The organism is Blautia liquoris (genome assembly GCF_015159595.1).
In the GTDB taxonomy this organism is placed as follows: domain Bacteria; phylum Bacillota; class Clostridia; order Lachnospirales; family Lachnospiraceae; genus Novisyntrophococcus; species Novisyntrophococcus liquoris.
This window is the reverse complement of record NZ_CP063304.1, coordinates 1,205,069-1,229,759: the sequence shown is the minus strand read 5'-3', so window position 1 is coordinate 1,229,759 and position 24,691 is coordinate 1,205,069. Positions and strand designations below refer to the sequence as shown.

22 protein-coding genes are annotated in these 24,691 nt (G+C 40.7%); 6 read left to right on the top strand and 16 right to left on the bottom strand.

Annotation, left to right across the window (positions count from 1 at the left end):
* Nucleotides 1–18 precede the first annotated feature (18 nt).
* On the bottom strand, nucleotides 19–813 hold the full coding sequence (locus tag INP51_RS05505; protein WP_193736723.1) for a helix-turn-helix domain-containing protein: 795 nt from the start codon (nucleotides 811–813) through the stop codon (nucleotides 19–21).
* Between the two features lie 277 nt (nucleotides 814–1,090).
* Here INP51_RS05505 and INP51_RS05500 point away from each other — a divergent pair, with 277 nt between their 5' ends.
* From INP51_RS05500 to INP51_RS05490, 3 genes are all read left to right on the top strand, one after another.
* A complete protein-coding gene (locus tag INP51_RS05500; protein ID WP_193736722.1) occupies nucleotides 1,091–2,440 on the top strand; it encodes an APC family permease in 1,350 nt (449 codons plus the stop codon).
* The gene (locus INP51_RS05495; protein ID WP_193736721.1) at nucleotides 2,437–3,270 is read left to right on the top strand and encodes a pyridoxamine kinase; all 834 of its coding nucleotides are present in this window, start codon (nucleotides 2,437–2,439) and stop codon (nucleotides 3,268–3,270) included. The genes INP51_RS05500 and INP51_RS05495 overlap by 4 nt, the downstream gene beginning before the upstream one ends.
* Before the next feature lie 131 nt (nucleotides 3,271–3,401).
* Nucleotides 3,402–3,653 (top strand): hypothetical protein, encoded by a 252-nt coding sequence (locus tag INP51_RS05490; protein ID WP_193736720.1) that lies wholly within the window; start codon nucleotides 3,402–3,404, stop codon nucleotides 3,651–3,653.
* Nucleotides 3,654–3,697: 44 nt separating this feature from the next.
* On the opposite strand, the gene INP51_RS05485 is transcribed toward INP51_RS05490, so the two are convergent.
* From INP51_RS05485 to INP51_RS05455, 7 genes are all read right to left on the bottom strand, one after another.
* Nucleotides 3,698–4,222, bottom strand: a complete 525-nt coding sequence (locus INP51_RS05485; protein WP_193736719.1) for a cysteine hydrolase family protein — start codon at nucleotides 4,220–4,222, stop codon at nucleotides 3,698–3,700.
* A 36-nt stretch (nucleotides 4,223–4,258) separates the two neighbouring features.
* Nucleotides 4,259–5,032, bottom strand: a complete 774-nt coding sequence (locus INP51_RS05480; RefSeq protein ID WP_193736718.1) for an EFR1 family ferrodoxin — start codon at nucleotides 5,030–5,032, stop codon at nucleotides 4,259–4,261.
* A gap of 79 nt (nucleotides 5,033–5,111) precedes the next feature.
* On the bottom strand, nucleotides 5,112–6,101 hold the full coding sequence (locus INP51_RS05475; protein WP_193736717.1) for an aldo/keto reductase family protein: 990 nt from the start codon (nucleotides 6,099–6,101) through the stop codon (nucleotides 5,112–5,114).
* The gene (locus INP51_RS05470) at nucleotides 6,091–7,173 is read right to left on the bottom strand and encodes a zinc-dependent alcohol dehydrogenase family protein (RefSeq protein ID WP_193736716.1); all 1,083 of its coding nucleotides are present in this window, start codon (nucleotides 7,171–7,173) and stop codon (nucleotides 6,091–6,093) included. The genes INP51_RS05475 and INP51_RS05470 overlap by 11 nt, the downstream gene beginning before the upstream one ends.
* Nucleotides 7,174–7,304: 131 nt before the next feature.
* On the bottom strand, nucleotides 7,305–8,144 hold the full coding sequence (locus INP51_RS05465; RefSeq protein ID WP_193736715.1) for a carbohydrate ABC transporter permease: 840 nt from the start codon (nucleotides 8,142–8,144) through the stop codon (nucleotides 7,305–7,307).
* A 15-nt stretch (nucleotides 8,145–8,159) separates the two neighbouring features.
* On the bottom strand, nucleotides 8,160–9,023 hold the full coding sequence (locus tag INP51_RS05460) for a carbohydrate ABC transporter permease (RefSeq protein ID WP_408610546.1): 864 nt from the start codon (nucleotides 9,021–9,023) through the stop codon (nucleotides 8,160–8,162).
* A 119-nt stretch (nucleotides 9,024–9,142) separates the two neighbouring features.
* A complete protein-coding gene (locus tag INP51_RS05455) occupies nucleotides 9,143–10,483 on the bottom strand; it encodes an ABC transporter substrate-binding protein (protein ID WP_193736713.1) in 1,341 nt (446 codons plus the stop codon).
* A gap of 250 nt (nucleotides 10,484–10,733) precedes the next feature.
* On the opposite strand from INP51_RS05455, the gene INP51_RS05450 reads away from it, so the two are divergent.
* The gene (locus tag INP51_RS05450) at nucleotides 10,734–11,471 is read left to right on the top strand and encodes a response regulator transcription factor (RefSeq protein WP_193736712.1); all 738 of its coding nucleotides are present in this window, start codon (nucleotides 10,734–10,736) and stop codon (nucleotides 11,469–11,471) included.
* A gap of 17 nt (nucleotides 11,472–11,488) precedes the next feature.
* Nucleotides 11,489–13,216 carry a sensor histidine kinase gene (locus tag INP51_RS05445; protein ID WP_193736711.1) on the top strand — a complete coding sequence of 576 codons (1,728 nt, stop codon included), beginning with the start codon at nucleotides 11,489–11,491 and terminating at the stop codon, nucleotides 13,214–13,216.
* On the opposite strand, the gene INP51_RS05440 is transcribed toward INP51_RS05445, so the two are convergent.
* The 3 genes from INP51_RS05440 to INP51_RS05430 are packed head-to-tail and all read right to left on the bottom strand — an operon-like array spanning nucleotide 13,213 to nucleotide 16,218.
* The gene (locus INP51_RS05440; protein ID WP_207736899.1) at nucleotides 13,213–14,403 is read right to left on the bottom strand and encodes an ABC transporter permease; all 1,191 of its coding nucleotides are present in this window, start codon (nucleotides 14,401–14,403) and stop codon (nucleotides 13,213–13,215) included. The two genes, INP51_RS05445 and INP51_RS05440, sit on opposite strands and share 4 nt — an antisense overlap.
* 1 nt (nucleotide 14,404) lies before the next feature.
* Nucleotides 14,405–15,307 carry an ABC transporter ATP-binding protein gene (locus tag INP51_RS05435; RefSeq protein ID WP_193736710.1) on the bottom strand — a complete coding sequence of 301 codons (903 nt, stop codon included), beginning with the start codon at nucleotides 15,305–15,307 and terminating at the stop codon, nucleotides 14,405–14,407.
* Nucleotides 15,307–16,218, bottom strand: coding sequence for an ABC transporter ATP-binding protein (locus INP51_RS05430; RefSeq protein ID WP_193736709.1), 912 nt, complete (start codon nucleotides 16,216–16,218; stop codon nucleotides 15,307–15,309). Before INP51_RS05430 ends, INP51_RS05435 begins: the two co-directional genes overlap by 1 nt.
* Nucleotides 16,219–16,337: 119 nt before the next feature.
* Between INP51_RS05430 and INP51_RS05425 the strand changes: the two genes are divergently transcribed.
* Nucleotides 16,338–16,940 (top strand): TetR/AcrR family transcriptional regulator, encoded by a 603-nt coding sequence (locus INP51_RS05425; RefSeq protein WP_193736708.1) that lies wholly within the window; start codon nucleotides 16,338–16,340, stop codon nucleotides 16,938–16,940.
* 33 nt (nucleotides 16,941–16,973) lie between these two features.
* Here INP51_RS05425 and brnQ read toward each other — a convergent pair whose 3' ends face one another.
* The 5 genes from brnQ to INP51_RS05400 all read right to left on the bottom strand — a co-directional run bounded on the left by brnQ (nucleotide 16,974) and on the right by INP51_RS05400 (nucleotide 24,500).
* Nucleotides 16,974–18,338, bottom strand: coding sequence for a branched-chain amino acid transport system II carrier protein (gene brnQ, locus INP51_RS05420; protein WP_230406884.1), 1,365 nt, complete (start codon nucleotides 18,336–18,338; stop codon nucleotides 16,974–16,976).
* A gap of 68 nt (nucleotides 18,339–18,406) precedes the next feature.
* Nucleotides 18,407–19,231 (bottom strand): carbohydrate ABC transporter permease, encoded by an 825-nt coding sequence (locus INP51_RS05415; RefSeq protein WP_193736707.1) that lies wholly within the window; start codon nucleotides 19,229–19,231, stop codon nucleotides 18,407–18,409.
* 3 nt (nucleotides 19,232–19,234) lie between these two features.
* A complete protein-coding gene (locus INP51_RS05410; protein ID WP_193736706.1) occupies nucleotides 19,235–20,122 on the bottom strand; it encodes a carbohydrate ABC transporter permease in 888 nt (295 codons plus the stop codon).
* A gap of 67 nt (nucleotides 20,123–20,189) precedes the next feature.
* Nucleotides 20,190–21,590: an ABC transporter substrate-binding protein gene (locus tag INP51_RS05405; RefSeq protein ID WP_193736705.1), complete on the bottom strand. Its 1,401-nt coding sequence runs from the start codon at nucleotides 21,588–21,590 to the stop codon at nucleotides 20,190–20,192.
* Nucleotides 21,591–21,842: 252 nt separating this feature from the next.
* Nucleotides 21,843–24,500 (bottom strand): heavy metal translocating P-type ATPase, encoded by a 2,658-nt coding sequence (locus tag INP51_RS05400; RefSeq protein WP_193736704.1) that lies wholly within the window; start codon nucleotides 24,498–24,500, stop codon nucleotides 21,843–21,845.
* Nucleotides 24,501–24,691: the final 191 nt, after the last annotated feature.

Genomic DNA, 24,691 nt, shown 5'->3' with positions numbered 1-24,691 from the left:
ATTCTCTATCGTAATTTTTCAGCTGATAAACACCTGGATCATATTTTTGGCCCATATAAGATATGAGGGAACATTAGCACTTAACAGAGCTTTAACCGTTGTAATCTCTGTTGAACTTAACTTTCCGATCTTCCGAAAAGCACTTCCATATGCCTTCGTTTCTCCTAACGCAATCATTGCTCTGGCATGATCACCAGCTGCAAAGTATTTTCCAATTGCCAGTGGTCCAACAGAGAAATCACCAATTGCGATTGATCCGAGAGATATGATACCAAAGCTGATCGCACCTGTTGAAAAAACACCTGCTGCAAAAGCGCCTGCTGAGAAAATACCAAGAGCAACTGATCCAATGGAAAGAATAAGACCTAAAGATAACATTCCAAAAGAGAAAACACCCAGTGACAACATTCCAATAGAGATCAGCCCCTGAGCTCTCAATCCTATGGCAATCAATCCCTTCGCATTCAAGCCAATAGAAATAATCCCTTTTGCATTTTTTCCGATATGCCATACAGGTAATCCCCATATCGTTTTCTTACTTTTTCTTTCACGAATCGTTCTCCTGAGAAGATATGAGGAATAGATTTGCGATTCCTGTGGTCTGCTATCGTCTTCCATTTCCTCTTTCAGAAGATAATCCAAAGAGCAGACAAAGAGTTCACTTATGCGTATTAGTTTATCTGTTTCGGGATACGCAATATTACTTTCCCACTTACTGATTGACTGCCTTGAAACTCCAAGGATATGGGATAACTGTTCTTGTGTATAGTTATTTTCCTTGCGAAGCTTTGAGATTTTTTCTCCCGTTGTCATACATGCGACCTCCGTTATAAATTCGTATTAGCGCTCTTATCATACCTGATTTTCAGGAAAATGCCCACCATTTTTTGGTTTCCAAATGTAAACTGCAGGTTGCATCAATGATTTGTATGATAGCATTTCAATCCGAATTAAGACTATAATAAAAAACAGATGAAATTTCTTTCATTTTATGGTACAATCAAAAGAATTTCTATTTTCAACTCTCAAAGGGGGTTATACCTCAGAAAGTGAGAGGATTTTACTATAGAAACTGGAGGAGACTATTTTTATGGAACCAAAACTGGAAAAAAAATACGGCTTTTTTACAGCTGTCACGATGGTAATCGGTACCGTTGTCGGCAGCGGAGTATTTTTCAAAGCAGAAAAAATCCTGACAGCTACAGGAGGCAATCTGAAGCAGGGCATTCTCGCATGGCTGATCGGCGGAGTTATCATGATTTCCTGTGCCTACACATTTGCCGTTATGGCTACAAAGTATCAGTATGTCAACGGACTGGTTGACTATGCTGAAGCCACGATGGGCACAAAATACGCCTATTACGTCGGATGGTTCATGGCGATAATATATTATCCTGCCATCACCTCTGTTCTCGCCTGGGCCTCTGCCCGATATACCTGTGTTTTATTAGGTTTTTCGATTACTGGCGGAGAATGTATGACGATCGCATGTGTATATCTGGTTGCAAGTTTTGCGTTGAACTCACTGTCTCCGGTACTGGCCGGAAAATTCCAGGTAAGCACCACTGTGATTAAGCTCATTCCAATCTTTTTGATGGCAATCGTCGGAACAATTATTGGTCTTCATAGTGGCATGACGAAATATAACTTTACACATTACGTAAACAAAAGTTCATCTGGCGGACTATTTGCGGCGATTATCGCTGCAAGTTTTGCCTATGAAGGCTGGATCATAGCGACAAGTATTAACGCGGAGCTTAAAAATGCCAAGAAAAACCTTCCGCTTGCTCTTGTTGCAGGTACTTTCGTAATCATGGCAGTTTACGTTCTCTACTACATTGGCATCGCCGGAACTGTAAAGAATGAAGTAATGATGGCCGGAGGTGAAGAAGGTGCAAAGCTTGCATTCGAGAAGGTCTTCTCATCCGCAGGCGGAACACTTCTCTTTGTTTTGGTTGTCATCTCCTGCCTTGGTACATTGAACGGTTTGATGATGGGATGCAGCCGTGGAATCTACTCACTGGCGGCAAGAGGAAATGGACCAAAACCAGAAATTTTCAGCCAGATCGACCCCACGACTAACATGCCTGTCAACTCAGCAATCTTTAGTGTTCTGTTATGTGCTATATGGCTTTTTTACTTTTACGGTGCCAACCTGACAGATGGGTGGTTTGGATTCTTTGATTTTGACTCCTCTGAGCTTCCGATTGTCACAGTATATGCACTGTACATTCCGATCTTTATCAACTTTATCAGAAAAGAAAAGGATCTAAGTGTTTTTAAACGTTTTATTATGCCCTGTATTTCTCTGGCAAGCTGTGTTTTTATGATTATTGCTGCCTGCATCTCACATAAAACCGCTGTCATTGCTTTCCTCATCGTATTTGCTGTTGTCATGGCAATCGGTGCGCTACTCACCCTAAGGAGAAAAATATCATGAAAAGAATTCTTACCATTCAGGATATCTCGTGTATTGGAAAATGTTCACTTACCGTTGCGCTTCCTATTATCTCTGCTTTCGGCGTAGAGACAGCAGTCCTTCCGACTGCTGTACTCTCTGCCCATACGATGTTTGACGGCTTTACCTTCCGTGATCTGACGGATGACATCGTTCCTATCACCGAACACTGGAAGAAAGAGAAAATTACTTTTGACAGCATCTACACCGGATATCTAGGCTCTGCAAGACAAATCGATCTGATCTCCCATTTGTTTTCAGAATTTAAGACAACTGATAATCTGATCATCGTCGATCCGGTCATGGCCGACAATGGAAAACTCTATCCCGGATTTGACAAGGCATTCTCAGCTAATATGGCAAAACTTTGTCAAAAAGCGGATATTATCGTCCCAAATATCACAGAAGCATCCTTCATGACAGGAATGGATTACAAAGAAAACTACGATGAGAGCTACATCCGCGAAATGATGAAAAAGCTTTCAGCACTCGGTGCCAGACTATCTATCCTGACCGGAGTCAGCTTTGATAAAGATAAAATTGGAGTCATGGGATACGACCGTGAGAAAGATGAATACTTTTATTATGAAAACAAACGAATTGATGCGGTATTCCACGGCACTGGCGATATCTTCTCCAGCACATTTACCGGCGCACTTTCCAGAGAAAAAACATGGAAAGAGGCCATCCCAATTGCTGCCGATTACACAGCCAGGTGTATCCAGCTCACGGTAAACGATGATAATCGAAGTTGGTATGGCGTTAACTTTGAAGAGGCGATTCCATATCTTCTGGAAAGAATCATAAAATAACATTTTTTGACATAATACACACTTTTTCATCACCTTTCATATAATATAGTGAAAGAACCCTTCAGGTTCTTCCTTATATGAAATTCGAAACCCTTTGGTCTCTCATTAATTTATGAAGGAGGATTTAAAAGATGTCAAATTGTGGAAATAATCGCGGATACGGTCCTGCATATTCCCGTGGAAGTGGCTGTACATGCGGATACGATGAAATAGCCAGAATGGAGGCAGCTCTTGCCAACGCTGTTCGTTCTCTTGAAAATACGGAGTGTGCTGCTGATCAGATCAGATGTGCATTAAAAGATATCGATAACAGCATCTGTGACAACAGAGCAGCAGTCAAAGATATTCAAGAAGCTCTTTGCCAGTTAAAATGCAGACTTTAAATACCATAAAGGGAGGGCGGGTTTTCCCGTCCTCCCTTTATGGATCAGTCAATCACCTTTACCTGAAGTCCCCTCATCACATGGAGTGTCTCCTCATTAAGTTTTGGATCACTGCAGCCGATGCATGTGGAATCCACGATAATAGGTGTTTCTGGCTGTGCAGTCTTTGCAAGAACAACATTGGATATGATACAGATGTTTGTCACAAGTCCGACCAGTTCGATACTATCGAAGGGTATATCCTTTAAATACTCATATAACTCATCTGACCCGAAACCTGGTTTGTAAAAGCATTTGTCCGTATCGCGAATCAATTTCGCGGTTTCCCCGTAAAACTCATGTCCTTTCGTGCCCTTGATACAATGTGGTACAGGGAGATTTTCTCCCTCCTGAGTATTCAGATAATCATCCGTATGTGTATCAAAGGTAAACATCACAGTGTCACCCGATGCACGATACTGCTTGATTTTCTCTGCGATCCGGGCGTCTAAAAGTTCCGCTCCTTCGAATCCCAGAGACCCCGATACAAAGTCATTCTGGTAGTCTACAACAATCAAACATTTTGACATAATAAATTTTCTCTCCATTTCACACTCTGCAGTATTTTATAAAAAAGTTTCATTCTCCCGGTATATCCCGATAAGAGGTTTCAGCATCTCATCATCGCTTTCCTGTAACTTTTTTGGAAGCACCCTGGCGTCTTCCGGGCAGACATATGTGCATGCCATACAGAGAATGCATTTTCTAAGATCAGTCGTCAGTTCATTTCCATCGATATAGATCGCACCTGTAGGACAGGCTTCTTCACATGTTCCACATAATGTACAGCGGCTCGTTGATATTGGCGTGTCTGTAATCTTCATTGCAGTTTTATATGGTCGGCTTCCTGGTACCTTGATCTCTTTTTCAGTGTCGTTATCGTTGTTTCGATCTTCCATCTTATCCAGGACATTTTTTGCAAATGTTTTAATCTCTTCGATATCTTTGTTATCCGGTCTTCCTTTTCCAACTTCAGACACGATTGAATGTTGTGCGACAAAATCGCCTGAGGCAATTATCTGGACCTGAATATCTTTTAATGCATCATTCAATTCCAGCAGCGCATCTTCGTATGCTCTCGTTCCATATACAACCAGAGAAACCGCCTTTTTCCCGGCAGCGTCAAGCGTTCGGATCTTATCCGAGACCAGAGCTGGAATACGCCCGCCAAATACAGGTGCCGCCACCACGATCAGATCACTCTCCGGCTCTTTCAATACCTTTTTATCTCCTAAGTTTATCAGATTCACTTTTTTAGCAAGCCCCTTAGCAAACATCAGGGCGACTTTCTTTGTCCCTCCTGTGGGGCTAAAATAATATAGATCTACATTTTTTAACATAATAACTTCCTCTTAATAAATCATAACATAGAATCCACTTAAGGGACCGACCATGAAAGTCAGTCCCTTGTTTCCTGCTTTAAAGATCCCAGATCTCTTCCCAGCTTTTGGCCCCGGGCCAGAGAAAGACCTGTCCTTTGACGAGACGGCAATTTTTATCGGCCTGTCTTATCTCATCCATTTCTTCATCAGTCAGCGGATCTTCTGTAATACATCTTAGATTTGATACATATTGCTTCTCTTTTACGGAAAACGGAATCGGAATCTGTCCCCGCTGGACCGCCCATTTTAAACATACTTCCACCGGATGAATATTATGAGTGTTTGCTATTTTTACAATCTCCGGCATCTGTGTATCTGCAACATCTTCCGGCGTCCGGTCACGTTTGGGTCTGGAAGGAGACCCCAGCGGACAGAACCCAATCGGTACAATCCCATGACTTGTGACAAATTGAAACAATTCAGGCTGCTGAAAACCAGGGTGCAGCTCCATCTCAATTGCTGCCGGTTTCACTGTGCAAAGTGGAAACACCTCTTCCAGTTTCTTCACTGTCATATTCGACATACCGATATGCTTTGTCAGTCCCCTGTCAACTAGTGACTCACACTGTCTCCAGACACTCATAAATTCTTCCACAGAAAACGGACGAGAATCTGGATTTCTGGAATCACCATCACAGCCCGGTGCGTGATAATTGGGAAACGGCCAATGTACAAGATACAAGTCAAAATAATCAATTTTTAGATCTTTCAAACTATTCTTACATGATTTTTCGATTTGTCCATCACCGTGCATATCATTCCAGACTTTTCCTGTGACAAAAAGCTCTTCCCTTGAAACAATCTTATCTTGAAAGAGTTTTTCCAAAGTCACCCCGATCTTTGCTTCATTTCCATAGACAGAAGCACAATCTATCAGACGGTAGCCCGCACTTACCGCACCGTATACTGCTCTGGCAATATCATCGGAAGAATACTTATCAGATCCAAAAGTTCCAAGACCGATGGCGGGCATCTTGGCACCCGTGTATAAAGTCTTTGAAGGAACTTTAATTTCTTTAGCGCTCATCCTGATCACCAAATACTACCGCAACTTTTCCGCACTGTCCTCCTGCCATCAGCTGATATGCTTCGCCGGCATGATCAATTGCGAATTCATCCGTAATCAGGTCTTCCGGATGAATATTCCAGCGGACTAATTTCTCGACTAATTCTTCCATACGCCAAAGACTTGTGACCCAGGATCCATAGATTGATTTCTGACCATGAATGATGTCGGGGCTGGGATTAAATGTGCAAGTTCCGCCTTCTCCTACAAATGCAATCTTTCCCCAATCTCTGGTCGCACGAATTGCAAGCTGTCTTCCTGAATCATTGGCACTGGCATCAATAGCTCTTTCCACACCATGCCCGCCAGTCACCTTCAATATCTTCTCAAGAGTGTTTTTGTCAGGTTTAAAAACTTCATCTACGAGACCAAGCTTTTTCGCAAGATCAATTCGATAGTCATTCATCTCCACACCGATCAGATGATTCGCGCCGAGTGCCTTTGCGAGCATCAACGCTGCAAGACCCACCGGCCCAAGCCCTGTCACAAGCACTGCATCATTTCCAGAAATTCCTATCTTCTCAATTGCCTCATAGACTGTACCGAATCCACAGGCCACCTGAGCACCATCTTTGTAGGTAAGCTCATCTGGCAGTGCAATCAGATCTTTCTCATCACAAAGCATGTACGGAGCCATCCCGCCATTTCTCTGCCAACCATAAGCCTTGCGATATTTACTCTTGCAGGATATGTAATAGCCACGGCGACAGTCATAGCATACCCCACATCCTGATATATGATAAACAATTACACGGTCACCTTTGTGAAATCTGCGTACACCTTCCCCTTCTTCCACGATCAGGCCGCAGGGTTCATGTCCTGCAATCGTGCCGGGAATATAAGCTTCCGGACCTTTACCTGTGTGTTCGCGATATATACATCGAATGTCACTGCCGCAGATCGTTGTCGCCTTTGTCTTCACCAAAACCTGTCCATAACCCGGCTTCGGAATCTCGAATTCTTTCATTTCCACGGAACTGTCTCCGGGCAGAACAGCACCTGTCATCGTCTTTGGGATCATTTTTACTGCCATTTTAAATCCTCCTGCTTTCAATGTTTTTAGAAATACCTAGATTAAGTGTCTTATTCATGAAACGCATAACCTTTTACCCCTTATATCCTATCATAAATCATTAAGTATTCATTTGCAATATCTGATATATATTATCCTTTCAGCCCGCTCGTCGCCACACCTTCTACAAAATACTTTTGTGCGACAAAGAACAAAATCATAAGCGGCAGGACAGAGATGAAAGCCATCGCCATGATCTGTCCCCACTGCACATTTGCTTCTGCATCAATCGCTGATCGAAGTGCGAGTGATATCGGGTACTTCTCAACACTGTTAATATAAATCAGGGAGTTAAAGAAGTCATTATATGTCCACAGAAATTGGAATAACCCTGCTGAAAACAACGCTGGTTTCAACAACGGCAATAGAATGCTGATAAACGTTCTAAGGGTTCCGCATCCATCCATATACGCTGATTCGTCCAGTTCCCTGGGAATACCGCGCATAAACTGCATCAACATGAAAATAAAGAACGGATAGCACGCCAAAAGTGCCGGTATATAAAAAGGCAGGTACGTGTTCAGCCATCCAAACTTATTAAAAAGCGTGTAACGTGGGATAATAATCACAGTATTTGGAAGCATCAATGTTGCAATCAGAATTCCAAACAGCAGTTTTTTTCCGGGAAAATTAAATCTGGCAAATCCATATGCAACAATCATACAAGATACAACAGTCAGCAATGTCGTGGGCACAACAATGGCAAATGTATTCAGGAAAAATTTTCCGAATGAATATCTTCCTGTTCCCTTCCATCCATTCACAAATGCATCAAACGACCAACTTCCAGGAAGTAGTTTTACAGACCCGAAGATTTCGCTGTTTGTCTTGAACGCCGCAAGAAACATCCAGAGAATGGGGTAGATCATAAGAACACCAACCAGTGCTATGATCAAATATATCAAAACCTTATTCTTTTTTATCTTTCTCATGCAAACTCCTCTCTCTTAAAAGTCTCCTCCATCTTCATAATACACTTTTCCTGAAGAAAATCGGAACAATAAAAGCGTAATCACCAGAATCATCCCGAATATCACCCAGGAAGTTGCACTTGCATAACCCATCTTGAAATAAGTGAACGCATCTGTATAAAGTTTCATTCCAAGGACATAGGTTCCTTTATTGGGTCCGCCTCCTGTTACTACAAATGAGGATGTAAAGTTCTGAAGAGCGGTAATCGACTGCATGATAATATTGAAAAAGATTATCGGTGAAATCTGAGGAATTGTAATATGAAAGAACTTTTTAACTGCTCCGGCACCATCCAGAGAGGCTGCTTCATATAGTGAAACGGGAACTTGTTTTAAAGCCGCAAGAAACATCACCATTGATGACCCAAACTGCCAGATCTCAAGAAGACATATTGTCACCAATGCCGTTGATGTTGTCCCTAACCACTGCACCTTTGGAAGATGAATACTTGTCAGTAAACTGTTGATCGTTCCTTCATCCATAAAAAGAAGTTTCCATAAGATTGCGACAGCTACACTTCCTGAAAAAAGAGAAGGCAGATAATAAATAGTCCGGATAACACCGATATGCTTCAGATTCTGGTTCAGCAAAACTGCGATAAACAATGCCATAATCAGTTTTCCGGGTACTGTATAAAGTGTATACACTATTGTGACTTTAAGCGAGTTGTAAAACTCTGGATCTGTTGTAAAGAGTTTTTTATAATTCTGGATCCCGATCCATGACGGATCATTAAAAAACTGATAATCTGTAAACGAATAGTATAAAGAACTCAAGAAAGGATAAAGCTGAAGCAGTAAAAAGCCAATCAGCCAGGGGGCAATATATACCAGCCCCATATAGTCTTTTTTTCTATATTTTTTTATTTTTTTTAGTCTCATGAAATACGATACCTTTCTGATCAGCTGCCCCGATCGCTAGAAATCAGCGGTCGAGGCAGCTGAATCTCACCTAATGCTTATTTCTCTGAGAGAATGTTATTTAACATAGAGATTCCATCAGATGCGGCTTTGTCAGGTGTACTTTCTCCATATTTGACACTTTCAATCATGGTTTTTATCACAGACTCCACCTCCGAGTCTGTTGTAAGACCCATCTCATTGACCCCATGTTTTTCAAGACCTTTATTAACTGAATCGGTCACCAGACTGCCGATTAGTCCGTTTTCCTCACAGATTTTTCTTGCATTTTCAGTCGGTGGCACAGATCTCAAATCCTTTAGAATCTTAGCTGCATCTTCATTATTGTAAAAGTAGTCCAAAAACTTCACAGCTTCTTTGACATGTTTACCGGATTTATTCACACACATCAACTGAGGGGGATTCGCATAATACCCATCATTCTTCTGTACGGATTTGTCACTCATCTCAGGCATTGAAGCTACTATATATTCGACATTCTCATTTGCGGCTGTCAAATTGTTGATCTGAGAAGAATTCGTCATAACCGCCACATAATCTCCGTTGATCCATTTCGGATTCGTCTGAAGTGCATCTTCAAAAGACGCTGTCTCACCAGCTGGCTGAGTCACATGATTTTCGTAAAGAGACTGAATATATGCCAATACCGATACAAGCTGCTCTTCAGAACAGGTGAGTTTTTTTGTATCATCATCAATCAGCGGTTTTCCTGTCATTTGCATAATATATGGCCGAAAGACATTTGTCACAAGAAAACTGGTGTCTATATTCAAAAGATATTGGCTGTTATCATGTTCCTGCACTTTCTTTCCCATCTCAATCAGACTCTCCCAGGTCACATCTTTTGTGAGATCTATACCTGTTTCATCAGCCAATGTCTTATTGACCAGGAGTGCCGTGGTGGCAACACCGCTTGGAAGTCCAAGCAGCTTCCCATCAAAGACACAGGTATTGTCCAGATACTCATCAGAAAATCCGGATAAGTCAATATCATCTTTATAGTCATTAAAATCGACAAAAAAGTCTCCTTTTTCTACGAATCCCGGCATCCAACCCGTTCCGTTTTGGATAATATCTGCAGCCTGTCCGCCTGCAAGCGATGTAGAAAGCTTTTCCAGATACCCTTCATCTCCGCCAAACTCAGGCTCGATCTTGATATTTGGGTGTTCCTTTTCATAGTTATCAATTACCTGCAGTGTTGCTTCATTTCTCTCATCTCCGCCCCACCAACTGAATCTCAGTGTGACCTGCTCCCCCTTGTCTGACTTTTCACTTTTTGACTTACCTCCATTTGCATCATCGGATCCTCCGCAGCCAGTCATAAGTGTGGCTGCCATCAAAACTGACAACATCATCGCCATTACTTTTTTCTTCTTCATCCTTATCCCTCCATACATATTGAATATTTTCTTCTACAAGTTCTACGTATTATTCTATCGAAAAATATGTGTTCTTCCAATCCTTTCAATTACTATATTTCTTCATTTATTACAAACTACACCGTGCAATTCCACATATGTTACTTTATGTATTCATTTCTTACGATTCAAAATATCATTCTGTTCATATTTTCTCCGATATAGTATACTTAACTTATCAGCCTGAGACAAATGCTTTGGAGGGATTCGTATGTATTCACTGATTATCGTAGATGATGAAAACAAAATAAGTGAGGGACTTGTAAATTTATTCCCATGGGAGAAGAATGGCTTTAAAATTTCCGGGCAATTTTCGAATGGACAACAAGCGTTGTCCTTTATCCGGACGCATACCATCGATGTCGTGCTGACCGATATACGTATGCCTGTTATGTCAGGAATTGAACTTAGTGATCATCTATGTTCCGATTTTCCCGATCTCATATTTGTCTTTCTGACTGGCTATCAGGATTTTTCTTATCTTCATACTGCGATCGTCAACCATGCTTTCGATTATCTTCTGAAACCAGTCAAGTATGAGGCATTATATAGCTGCTTTGAGCGAATTCGATCGGATCTCGATCTGCGCTATCACAAAGAGAGTCAAGTTCAGGAAATGACTTCTTACTATGGAAAAATAATTGCAAATGTAAAAAAATATCTGAAAAACAACTATCAAAATGCAACTCTCGAAGAGGCCGCAGTTCAAGTAAACTTGAGTCCGAATTACCTTTCCAAGCTGTTTAAAGAAAAAACCGGAACGGGTTTTTCGGAATATCTAGTTGAACTGAGAATGAAGAAAGCAGCAGACATGTTATGCGATATTACATATAAACATTACGAAATTGCCTATCGCATTGGATATGATAATCCAAAGAACTTTTCGAGAGCATTTAAACAATATTATAAGATATCTCCCAGAGAATACAGAGAGAAATACTTACACTAGAAGGGGGTGCCACTATCATGATGAAAAGGTTTCTGATCAAAAGATGCAAATCTTTTTTTCTGATCATGCTGATTCCAATTATAATTTTAACGATCATCTCAACGATTTTCTTGTATAGACAAAATACAAAATCCATTATACAGGCATCTGGTGATTCTCTTACAGTTGTCAGGGACAACCTGGAGATGGTACTTTCTACCTCCACCTACCAGTACGAATTGCTGACATATAATCCTCGCATGGTACTTTCTATGGAAAAACTATTGAATAATGAAGAATTTGAGTATACTGACGTAATCTTTCTGAACAGTGTAAAGGCCTCTTTAAGTGCAATTGCACAGGCACACACCTATATTGACTGCGTCTATTTATACTTGGATGGGTATGATAATTACTTCTCATCAGAAGCTGGAATCACGAGCCTGTCTGCAAATAAGGACAAAGAATGGAAAGATATGTATCTGTCAGAAAATAGCGGAAAACATCTATGGATTGAAAAAAGAGAGTTTTCACCTTATCGGAGCAGGAAGCCCACGCGATATATTACCATGTTTCAGCGAATGTCAAATGTGAAGGGTGTTATTGTTGTAAATATCGACTGCAGCAAATTTGAAAAACTCCTTAGCAGTGCCGGACTAGATGGCAGTCTCTTGTTTTTATCCGACTTGGAAGGCAATGTATTGGCTAGTAATCAGGGAGATATTCTGCCGGACAAATTAATTTCCGGACAGAAAAGATCCAGATGGACGAAATATAAGGACTCTTTTTATCTTTCACAAACCGTAACATCGCCTTCTTTCAATATTACATTCTCATCCTATGTGCCGTTCCAGTATGTGTGCAGGCAGCTTCTCCCTACACTCATCGTCCTGACTGCCGCTGTGATTTCAAACTGTCTGATCAGTTTATTTTTGGCTTACCAGGTGACAAAAAGAAATTTTCAGCAGATCAATGCAATTATACATACTTTTGATGAGGCAGAAAAAGGGCAAATTCCTCCTATGCCTTCCTCTGCTGTTCACGATGAATATGATGTCATTATGAATAATGTGATATCTGTCTATCTTCATTCCACACAGTTGAAGCATCAGCTAAGTGAACGTCAGCATGAACAGGAAATGACGGAAATTGCTTCCCTGCAGCACCAGATTAATCCTCATTTTTTGTTTAACACCTTGCAGGTATTAGATTTTGAAGCCTTAGAACTTGCTGGAGGCCCCTGCAAACTGAACCGTATGCTGCATAATCTATCCGATATATTGAAATACTCCCTGGAAGATCCTTCAACCCCAGTACTTTTAAAGGATGAACTGGATCATCTGAAGAAATACATGGAGATACAGAAAGAACGTCTGGGTGACAGGTTTATTATCTATTATGAGGTTGCAGAAGACTCGATGACACTTCCCGTTTTCCGTCTCATGCTTCAGCCCTTACTGGAAAATAGTCTCAGCCACGGAATCTCAGGAATTGACTCCATCGGTTATCTTAAGGTCAAAATCCACAAGCGTAACGATAAAGTTTTATTTGCTGTACTTGACAATGGCATCGGACTGTCTCAAACTGAAATCCATGAATTATATGAGAGAATTTCGAACACAAAAAGCAGGAATATCGGCCTCACCAATATTAACCGCAGACTGATATTAAATTACGGACCAGACAGCGCTCTTCATATACAGAGTAAAAAGAATATGGGAACCTGTATTTCTTTTCAGATTCCCATGCGAACGGAAGATACTTAAAGTGGCAAATCTTTCTTCTGGAATCTAATGGCTCCTGCCATATAACATACTACTGCGATAGCTGCCAATACAGCAAGTTTCCAGATAAATGCATGATTAACCGAACCGTTTCCGACCGTTGAAATCGCTTTTACATCGTATAATCCGACCAATGTCATGTTATTGAAGTAATCCAGCTGTTTTGCTCCGAACCCCATCTTGACCATATCTTTCGATCCAAACAGTCCTAGCAGAGAAGCAATGAAAAACCAGACTGTTATTCCACCGCCAAATCCCATAGCCTTTCGGCTCTGATTGAAGATACAACTACCGAGAAAGCAGATTCCACAGATCGCTTCAACCAATATATACATGCCCAGGTACATGACAAGTACAACCTTTGTATTCACACTATCCAGAAAAATATGCGAAGCAATCAGCCTTGAAGCACATGTCACTGCAATCATGAGAAAAGGAGTTGCAATCAGAAAAATAGCCTGGGTATTAGCAACCGCTGATCGTTTTGTCGGTGTTGAAAGAACATAAGCCATAGATCCACGGTCTACCTGATCAACTACAAGAGAATTCCCAACGACTACAATGAAAATAAAGATAGGCAATAATCCCATAATTGTGTAATCCATCTGGTTAAACATAGCTGTCGTGTCCATATTCGCAAGAGTATCCATCATATCCGGGTCAATTCCCATAGTCTCAAACATTGTGGAAACCAGATCCTCCATGTCCAGATCCTTCCCTGTAAAGCACCCTTTCACCTGTCCTAATGCATAAGTGTACTCAAATTCATGAACATAGGTATCAATGGAAACATCTGTCTTTTTAAGTGCTGCGGCAGCCTTTTTAAGTCCCTTCGTTGTAAGATGCATCTTATCTGACTGCTGATTCGCCATTTCGAATGCAGCTTCATATGAGGCTGTATCATCCGCCTTTTCAAAATCATCATAAGAAAGGTTTGTTCCTGCTGCCTCATTATAGGAAGCCATAATATAAAGATAGGAATAAAAATCGGCCTGCGCTTCCTGCGTGTCCATTCTTTTATTACTCTCTTCCATAATACTTGTCGCATATGTGCTTACGACACTCATCATACACATAACTGCAACAATAGCAATTGTGAGAATATAATTAGATTTAATATTTTGTTTCATCAGCGGTCCCGAATAGAACTTTGTCACTTTTCCCTTCATGTCAACCACGTCCTTTCTCGTAAACTTTTCTAAAATACTGTTCCAAAGTAATATGTTCTTCTTTGATAGATGCAACGGAAAACTTCTTCAAAACATAAAATAGCTGCTCTATTTCAGATACCGGCATTTCCACCTGACACAGCAGCTCATCCTCATCTGTATCTTTGATTTGGTGAAACTTGGCAAGAAACTTTTTGTAATCATCCAGTCCTTTAAAACGAATGTCAAAAATTTTTGTCTTCCAATGTCTCAAACTCCATAAATCAATGGTATCGACAATCCTGCCGTCTTTGATCATAGCCACTTGATCACATATATGTTCTATTTCTTCAAAGATGTGGCTGGACATGAAGATTGTTCTTCCCTTTTCTTTTTCTTCACGAATCAACTCAATGAATGAATCCCTCATCAGCGGATCCAATCCAGTTGTCGGCTCATCAAGTATTAATAGGTCCTTATCTCCCATCAGTGCAGCGGTGATTGCAGTTTTCTGTTTCATTCCCTTTGACATTCTCTTTAAGTTTGCAGTAGGATCCAACTGCAGCATAGAAATAATATGATTCATATATGTTAAATCATGTATCCCTAGATAGTCTGCCTGCAGTTTCAAAAAATCTGTACCAGTTGCCAGCGATGGAAAAGCAATTTCACCAGGAACATAACTGACAGATTTCTTGATTTCTGTTGCATCCTTCCATGAATCCAATCCCTGGATTGTGACATTTCCCCGGTCAGGTTTTATAAATCCCATCATATTTCGTATCGTTGTGGTTTTCCCGGATCCATTGGTTCCAACATAACCATATACCTTACCTTTTTCAATATTGAGATTTATATCAAAAATTCCTCTTCCATGTCCGTAATCCTTTGACAAATTCCGTACTTGAATAATGGTGTCTTCCATTACTTCACCCCCTCAAATACACGGTCTTCCTTATAAAATTTCATAAAGTAATCCTCCAGCGTTGTGGGAAATTCATGAAAATCGGCAATACCCAGATTCGAGATGTCAGTGATAAGCTGATTAACATCATCATCGAGAACATGTACTCTAAGCCGCAGTTTATCGGGGTTTTTTGAAGCAAACTGGTAGGGAAGCTTCTCAAATTTCCTATAATCCTCTATGGTTTTGAATGTAACTCTGTAAACTTTATCACTCTTATTTTTGAGATCATTCGCTACAAACTTGGAAATCACCCTTCCATCCTTGATAATTGCAATTTTATCACAGGTCGCATCAACTTCATGAAAAATATGAGAAGAAAGAAAAATCGTCTTTCCACGCTTCTTCTCATCTTCAATATAGTCGATAAAAATCTGCTGCATAATTGGGTCAAGCCCTGAGGTTGGCTCATCCAGAATCAGAATATCAGGATCATGCATAAAAGCAGTGACAACGGCAAGCTTTCTCTTTACTCCAAGACTCATCTGTTTTGTTCCAATATTCGGGTCTAGTTCAAACTTCTCCAATAACATCTTCAAATAGGAGTCATCCCCTAATCCACGCATTCGTTTCATCATATTAAGAAACCCCGTACCGGTGATTCCCTGGGGAAGTGCTATTTCACCTGGAAGATATCCAATCATCTTCTGCAGCATGGCTGAATTTTTCCAGCTGTCCCTTCCCATGATAGAAGTGCTGCCCTTCTGCGGCTTTGAAAAGCCCATGAGATGACGAATCGTTGTTGTCTTCCCAGCCCCATTGGGTCCAAGAAATCCATAACATTCTCCTTTTTCTACGGATATCGCAACGTCGAATACTCCTCTTCCATGCCCGTAGTCTTTTGTCAGGTTTGACACATCAATGATCGACATTTGTATCCCTCCTGTCTTGTATTATTCAACAACTTGTTGTACGATATTATTATATTGATTTTCAAATATTTATCAACCAACAAATTGTCATCTACTGTTGGAACAAAAGGAGCTGCGAAATGAAAAAGCAACCGGAATTACGGGAAAAAACACGAAAAAAAATCATGGATGCCTTTTGGGAAGTTTATAAAAATATAAGAATTGAAAAGATCACAGTCTCTTCCATCACAAAGAACGCTCATCTAAATCGAGGAACATTTTATGAGTATTTCAATGACGTATACGATTTGCTTGATCAAATAGAGAATGATCTTCTAAATGAAATTGCAGCTTGGTTGGCTTCAAAAGTCCACAAAAAAGAGAAAATTAAATTTGAAGAATTTGCTCATGAATTATCACCCTTCTTTTTTGAAAATAACGATAAGATATTTATATTATTGAGTGAGAGAGGTGATCCATCGTTTCAGCAGAAACTAAGGCAAAAAATAAAGGGCTCCTTCGCCGATATATTAGATCTCCGAAAAGATTCAGATGAACTAGAGTATCTTCTCACATTCATCATTTCCAGTATGAGCGGAATCATCAGCTATTGGCATGAAACCGGTCAAAAAACAGATTCAGATGAAATCCTTATTTTGATGCAGGCTCTGATTGCAAACGGTATCCACGGATATTCACAGTGGAATTTTGGAGACAGTCGAGAAAAAAGCAGCGAACACTGAATCATACCTCTCAGTTTCACTGCTTTTTGACCTCTAATGAGCCAACCGCCTATCTATTTTTATCCTGTGCCAAATCAGTCCGATGGAAAACCCAATGAGTGCCGGAAGAACCCATCCCATTCCAATCTTGAAAAAGGGCAGATATTTTTCTCCGAAATGTATCAGTGCCTGTGCAAATCCAGTCTGACGAATGACATCCGGACTCGCATTAAGACCGTCTATAATCGAAGCAAACAACGTAAAGTAACTTGTCACTTTATATACGCGTGAATCATTTTTAAATAACATTCCGATAATGGATAGTAAAATTAATGTCATCGCAAGGGGATAGATAAACATCAAAACCGGAATCGAGAAATTGATAATCTTTGTCAGTCCAACATTCGCAAGCAAGCAGGATAAAAGACTTACCCCCGTCGCAAAAACAATATAATTTTGCGAGGGAAAAAGCTGCGTAAACGTCTCTGAGAACGCTGAGATTAATCCAATTGTAGTCTTCAGGCAGGCCAAGATAACAATAAAAGCCAGAATGATGTTTCCATATGTGCCAAAATAATTATTTGCAATCTGAGCAAGGGCAATTCCGCCATTTTCACTGACAGACAATATTCCAAGGCTCATCGTACCCATATATGCCAGCAGACTGTAGATGACTCCCATCGCAATAATACTAATGATACCTGATTTAATTGTATCAAGCGCGATCTCACCCGGTTTTTCCACACCTCGGCCGCGGATGGTCGAAACGATGATAATACCAAATGCCAGGGATGCCAGAGCGTCCAGTGTATTGTATCCCTCCAAGAAACCCTTAAAAAAGGCATTCCCGTTGTAATCAGGCTGAACCTTTGCCCCCAAAGTCGGTCCCATCGGATGAACAAAAGTCATAATTAATAATATCCCAAGCAATATCAAAAATAGTGGATTGATGATCTTTCCAACGTAATCCAACAGTTTTGTTGGCTTTCTTGCAAGCAGCCATGCTGCGAAAAAAAAGACACAACTGAATATGGCAAGTGCAGGCACCGACTTTCCTTCCGATACAAAAGGTGCAAGGCCAATCTCAAACGAAGTTGTCGCCAGTCTGGGGATTGCATAGAGCGGTCCTATTACGAGATAGAGCAAAATCGTAAATATATACGCATAACGACGGTCAACATGTTCAGCCAGCTGAAATACACCCTCACTTTGAGAAATGCCGATCGCAACGACACCGAGAAAGGGCAGTCCAATACCTGTCACCAAAAATCCCAGGTTCGCCCATGTGACATTCCCCCCTGCCACCTGTCCCAGATGAACCGGGAATATCAAATTACCAGCTCCAAAAAACAGACCAAATAACATAGATCCGATCACCAGATAATCACCGAGCTTTAAATTCTTTTTCAAATTTTCCAAAATAATGTCTCCTCATAAAAGTTGTCTAAGGAACCATTATAAGCTTGTTTTTTGAAAGCGTCAATAAATTATCCTTTAATGGCACCACTGGTGATTCCCGCAACAATCTGTTTTTCAAAAATGATATAAATTATTATTACAGGTATAGAAGCAACCATACTTGCCGTCATTGGTTTTACATAATCAACCGTATAGGTGCCTGCAAAAGTGGGAATGCCAATCGGCAACGTAAAAAGTTCACTGCTCATCGCACACAGCAACGGCCACAGATAGTTATTCCAACTTCCTACAAACGAAAAAATACTGACTGTAGAAATAATTGTTTTGGAAAGCGGAATGACAATTTTAATGAACGTAGCAAGTTCTCCCGCTCCGTCAATTTTGGCCGCATCCAATAATTCATTTGGAATCCCTTTAAAAAAAGTCACCATTATAATCAAGTTCATGGAACCTGCAATCGAGGGTAATATCATCCCCATATAAGTGTCGATCAGATTCATGTTATTTACTGTGATAAATAAAGGAACAATAGTAGCCTCACCAGGCACCATAAGTCCTAACAGAAAATAGACGAAAAGCCCGTGACTCCCTCTAAATGGAATCTTCGCAATTGCATAGGCAGCCAATGCCGAAATTACTACTGTCAAAAAAGTTACAATAACGGCGATGAATACACTGTTCAAAAGCCAGGTAGGAACATTAGAATTCAGTATAATTTCCGGATAATTCTTTACTGTATAAGGTGGCAAAAACCAGTCTGTGACAGATTGAATCTGTTTTCCTTCATGCTGAAATGAAACAAACAAAGCCCAGACAATCGGTGCCAGAAAGACGACAGATAAAAGAACAGAAATAACATTTAAGATCCAGTAACCAATAGTCTTTTTTCTCATATCTCAATTGTCCCCCTTTCTTTGCAATATCATCTGTGCCAATGAAAGCACTAAAAGAATACCAAACAGAACATAAGACATAGACGCAGCATATCCCATATTATTTTTCTGAAATGCATGTTCATAGATATACTGAATTAAAGGTCTTGTACTTGACGCCGGTCCGCCTCCGGTAATCATATAAATCTGTCCAAAGACCTTAAAACAGGCTATAACCTGAAGGAGCAGAATCAGCCATGTTGTCGGTTTCAACAAAGGAAGTACAATTTTAAATAGCTGCTGTGTTTTTGTAGCTCCATCGATTGCTGATGCCTCATAGACATTCGCAGATATATCCTGTAGTGCTGAAATATAAAGCATCATTGAAAAGCCAATCGTCCACCACACCGTCATGATGGAAATTGTAATCCATACCAGATGCGGATTCTGAAACCACTGATATTCTTTTGATTGTGGTAAGATTCTCAAGGAATGAAGAATCCCATTCGCAAGCCCAGTGTACGGAGTAAATGTATACTTTGCAATGAAAGATGCAACTGATACAGATAGTACACTTGGAAGATAGAATATAATTCGAAGACCCTTCTTCATCTTAGTCGCCCGGTTTGCCAAGAGTGCCAATACCATAGATGTAATGACTAACATCGGTGTTGTGATGAGCGCAAAAAATGCTGTGTGTTTCAATGCTGCCCAGAAGAACTTGTCTCCCACAAATTTTGAATAATTATCGAAACCTATATACTTGATTTTCCCCATCAGACCCCATTTATGTAAACTCACATAAAACCCCTGAATCACCGGCCAGATAGTAAATACTGTATATAAAGTAAAAAAAGGAAGTATGAAAAACATTGCTGTCAATAATGACTTTCTTTTCCTAGCTTTACTCATCCTATACCCTCCTGTTCTTAAAGAAAGCAGAGGAGCCACAAGGCTCCCCCCATGAAATAAACAGTACTTATTCCAAGCTTGAGTTCAGCTGATCATAAAGAGCATCAATCGCTGATTTTGCATCTGTCTGCCCGGACCATAATGTATTTAAGCTATCTATCATCCCGGATTTCATACTATAGAAATGAGGGGTTTTGGATGGCAAAACTGCTTTGTCAAGTTCTGACATATAGCTGCTTCTGTAAGGCATATCCTTATATTCCTGACTGTCTAGAACATTCTTGTTAGCGGGAATCTGCCCGGACCCTGCCCAGGTAAGGCCACCGTCTTTGGACGCACCCACCATAAATTCAACTGCCGCCTTTGTATCTTCTTTCGATCTATTTTGATTAACTGGAAGAATCAAGGTATGTGAATCAGCCCAACAGTCATCACTCTCAAAAAGCATTGGCCACGGCTGGGCAGCAAAATTCAGATTCTCTGTTTGTTCAAGAGCTCCCGTCGCCCAGGTTCCTCCAAAGAGAAATGCTGCTTTCCCACTCTGAAAGAACTTTTGATGATCATCAATTCCCTCCGCGACATATCCATCCTCATAAAGAGATTTTACAAATTCTGCCGCTTTTACAGCAATATCCTTATCCAAAGTAACCTTGCTTCCATCCTCGTTAACTAAAGGCTTCCCGCCCATCTGGAAATACGAAGCCCACCAGATACGGTAAGGGTCATCGCCATTATTGGTCAGGGCAATCGTTGACTCTCCATCTCCCATAACTGCTTTGCATTTTTCTAATATATCTTTGAATTCCTGTTCGCTGTTAATATCTAGCTGTCCGTCAGCATTTAAACTAATTCCGGCTTTTTCAAGAATATCCTTATTAAAATAAAGGATCTCGGCATGCGTATCCAAAGGTATTGCATAAATTTCTCCGTCAAAAGTAACCGAGTCCAGAGAATTCTGGGAATACATGGAGCTTAAATCAACATTCAAATCCTTCAGATAAGAGTCAATTGGTTCCACAACACCTTGATCTACTAACTCCGGAAGTTTCGACGCATGTGAAACTCCAATATCTGGTCCTTTCTTTGCTGCTACTGCTGTCTGAAGTTTTGTATAGTAATCTCCCCATACCAACATAATAGACTGCACTTCTTTTGTCGGCTTTGTCCCATTATAGTCGGAAATAATCTTGTCCATAAACCCACCGTCGCCTCCGCTGAAAAGGGACCAAAAAACAAGCTTGTTTTTATCCACTTTAACAGCCTCCGGGTTATTAACCGTACCATCTTCATTTACGTCTTCGTCTTCGTTTTCATCAGATTTGCTTTTTGACGATTCTAAAGATGCTGATTTCGATATATCTGATTTATCACCAGTATCTTTACTTTCTCCAGAAGATTCCCCACAACCAGTCATCATGCCAACTGCCATAGCAGCTGTCAAAACCATAGCCAATACTTTTCTTTTCATAATATACTCCTTCTCCTCTGACTTTAAAGGTTGTCCAACCTATAGTACTACAATAGATTTATGCTCAACACTTCTAATTCATGCTTGTTATTTGCAAAAAAAACAAATACCTCTAAAAGAGGCATTTGCATTTATTCAGATAACTCCTCACAAGAAAAGACTCCAGAACCCTTTACCGTTAGGTCTTTGATTCTGAAGCCTTCTCAACCAAGAAGTGTAACAGATTTTAGCAGAGATTATTCTGTCGCATATTTACCGGATACTTACAACTTCATATCCTTCTTCTTCAACAGCGCTCTTAAGTGCTTCGTCTGAGACATCCGCGGATACCTCAACATCTGCCTTCTTATCTTCCAGGCTTACTGAAACATTTTTCACCCCGTCTACTCCTGATAATGCCTTTGTCACGTGTTTTACACAGTTATTACATGACATTCCTTCGATATTAATTACTTTTTTCATCTCTGAATCTCCTTTACTTGTTTGATTAGTTGATTGTTCGTTTTCTTTTTTCCTGTTATGTTGTACATCGCATTCCTGGTTTGTATTTTGCTGGTCACTGCTCTTTGGCGTATTAAGCTTCTGAAAGGAACTCTGCTGCGTACTTGTCTGTCCACCTGCAGCCGCTGTGTGTTTTGACTTGAACCAGCGAAGCCGCAATGCATTCGAGACAACGAATACTGAGCTGAAACTCATAGCCAGTGCTCCAAGCATCGGATTCATCTTAAGACCAAATGCTGTGTAGAATACTCCTGCAGCAATCGGAATGCCAATGATATTATAGATAAATGCCCAGAACAGGTTCTGTTTGATGTTTCGGATAACAGCTTTACTCAGCTGTACCGCCGTAGAAACATCCAACAGATCACTCTTCATCAAGACAATATCTGCGGATTCAATTGCCACATCTGTGCCCGCACCGATGGCGATTCCAACATCAGATCTTGCAAGTGCCGGTGCATCATTGACACCGTCGCCAACCATCGCAACCTTTTTGCCTTCATCTTGCAGACGGCGGATCTCTTTCTCTTTATCCTGTGGAAATACTTCCGATACCACACAATCAACGCCCACCTGACGTCGGATAGCCTCAGCAGTTTTCTTATTGTCTCCTGTCAGCATAACAACTTCTGTCCCCATAGATTTGAGTTCTTCAATTGCCTGTCTGCTGGTAGGTTTGACTACATCGGCCACTGCGATCACACCTAATAGTTTTCCATCTTTTGAAAAGAATAAAGGTGTTTTTCCGTCCTCAGCCATCTGGTCAGCCTTTTCAAACAGCCCCTGATCCTGAATATGGTTTTCTTCCATCATCCGTCTGTTTCCGGCATAACAGATCTTGTTGTCTATTCTGCCAGTGATCCCTTGTCCGGCGATCTGATCGAAATCAGTTACAGAAAGCAAAGATATATTCTTCTTTGCAGCATCCTCTACAATCGCATCTGCCAATGGATGTTCCGAGAGTTTTTCCAGTGATACAGCCATCTGTAAAAGTTCCGATTCGGATACGTTCTCACTTGTGACCAAATCTGTCACAACCGGTTTTCCCTGTGTGATTGTTCCTGTTTTATCTAGTACCACGGTATTAACTTTATGTGCCATCTCCAGCGCCTCAGCTGATTTGATCAGGATTCCATGTGTTGCTCCTCTTCCTGTTCCGACCATGATTGCTGTTGGTGTCGCAAGACCCAGTGCACAGGGGCAGGAAATCACAAGAACTGAGATACCGACTGATAATGCAAATTCAAAACTGTATCCGGCAATCAGCCATGCAATCACTGAGATGACTGCAATTGTGATTACAATTGGTACGAACACTCCACTGACTTTATCAGCCATTTTAGCAATTGGTGCTTTTGAGCTTGTCGCTTCATCCACAAGTTGTATGATCTGTGCCAGTGCCGTATCATCTCCGACCTTTGTTGCTTTGATCTTCAGGTATCCGGATTTATTGATTGTAGCTCCGATTACTGTATCACCTTCATTTTTTTCTACCGGAATACTCTCTCCAGTCAATGCCGATTCATCTATAGCAGAATTTCCTTCCACAACCACACCGTCAACCGGAACGGAGACTCCTGCCTTTACAATCAGGATATCTCCCAACTGAACCTGCTCTACCGGTATCTCCATATCTCTGCCGTCTCGCTCAACAACTGCAGTCTTTGGAGCCAGGTCCATGAGTTTTGTGATTGCATCTGATGTTTTTCCCTTTGCTCTGGCCTCCATCGTTTTCCCTAATGTAATCAATGTCAGAATCATTCCTGCTGATTCAAAGTAAAGATCCATCATGAAGCTGTCAACCATCTTCATATCCATATGACCAAGTCCATATCCAATCTTAAAGATCGCATATACTCCATAGACTAAAGCAGCTCCAGATCCAAGAGCAATCAGCGAATCCATATTTGGTGCCCCATGGAACAATGTCTTAAAACCATTCTTATAATAACTGAAATTGATGAATACAATCGGAATTAAAAGCAAAAACTGGGTAAATGCAAATGTCATCGCATTCTCCATTCCCAAAAGCCCTGACGGAAGCGGCCATCCGAACATGTGTCCCATCGAAATATAGAACAGCGGAATTGTGAAAATCAAAGACCATATTAGTCTTTTCTTCATATTACTATATTGTTTCTGTGCTTCATTTGCTGCCGGCTTTGAGGTACTTTGTTTTGCAGCCGTATCGATTTTTACTCGAGGTGCTGCCCCGTATCCTGCACTTTCAACAGCCTGAACAATTGCCTCAGATCCAGTTACAGATTTATCATATGAAACCATCATACTGTTTTTTAACAGGTTGACGGAAACTTCATCCATTCCTGGCAGCTTAGCTACACTTTTCTCAATCCTGTTAGCGCAGGCCGCACAAGACATACCCGTGATGTCATAATATTCTTTTTGCATAGCATCTAAACTTCCTTTCCTTACATTCGTCATATACCCCCAATGGGTATCTTGCTTTATCTTTAGTATAACACGTTTTAAGAGATAGTCAAGGGTATATCCTTAGTATCGTAGATTTTTGTCTAATCTCAATTAATTAAGAATAGATTGCCTATAGATTTTATATATTTAAAGAAGAAAATCATCAAACG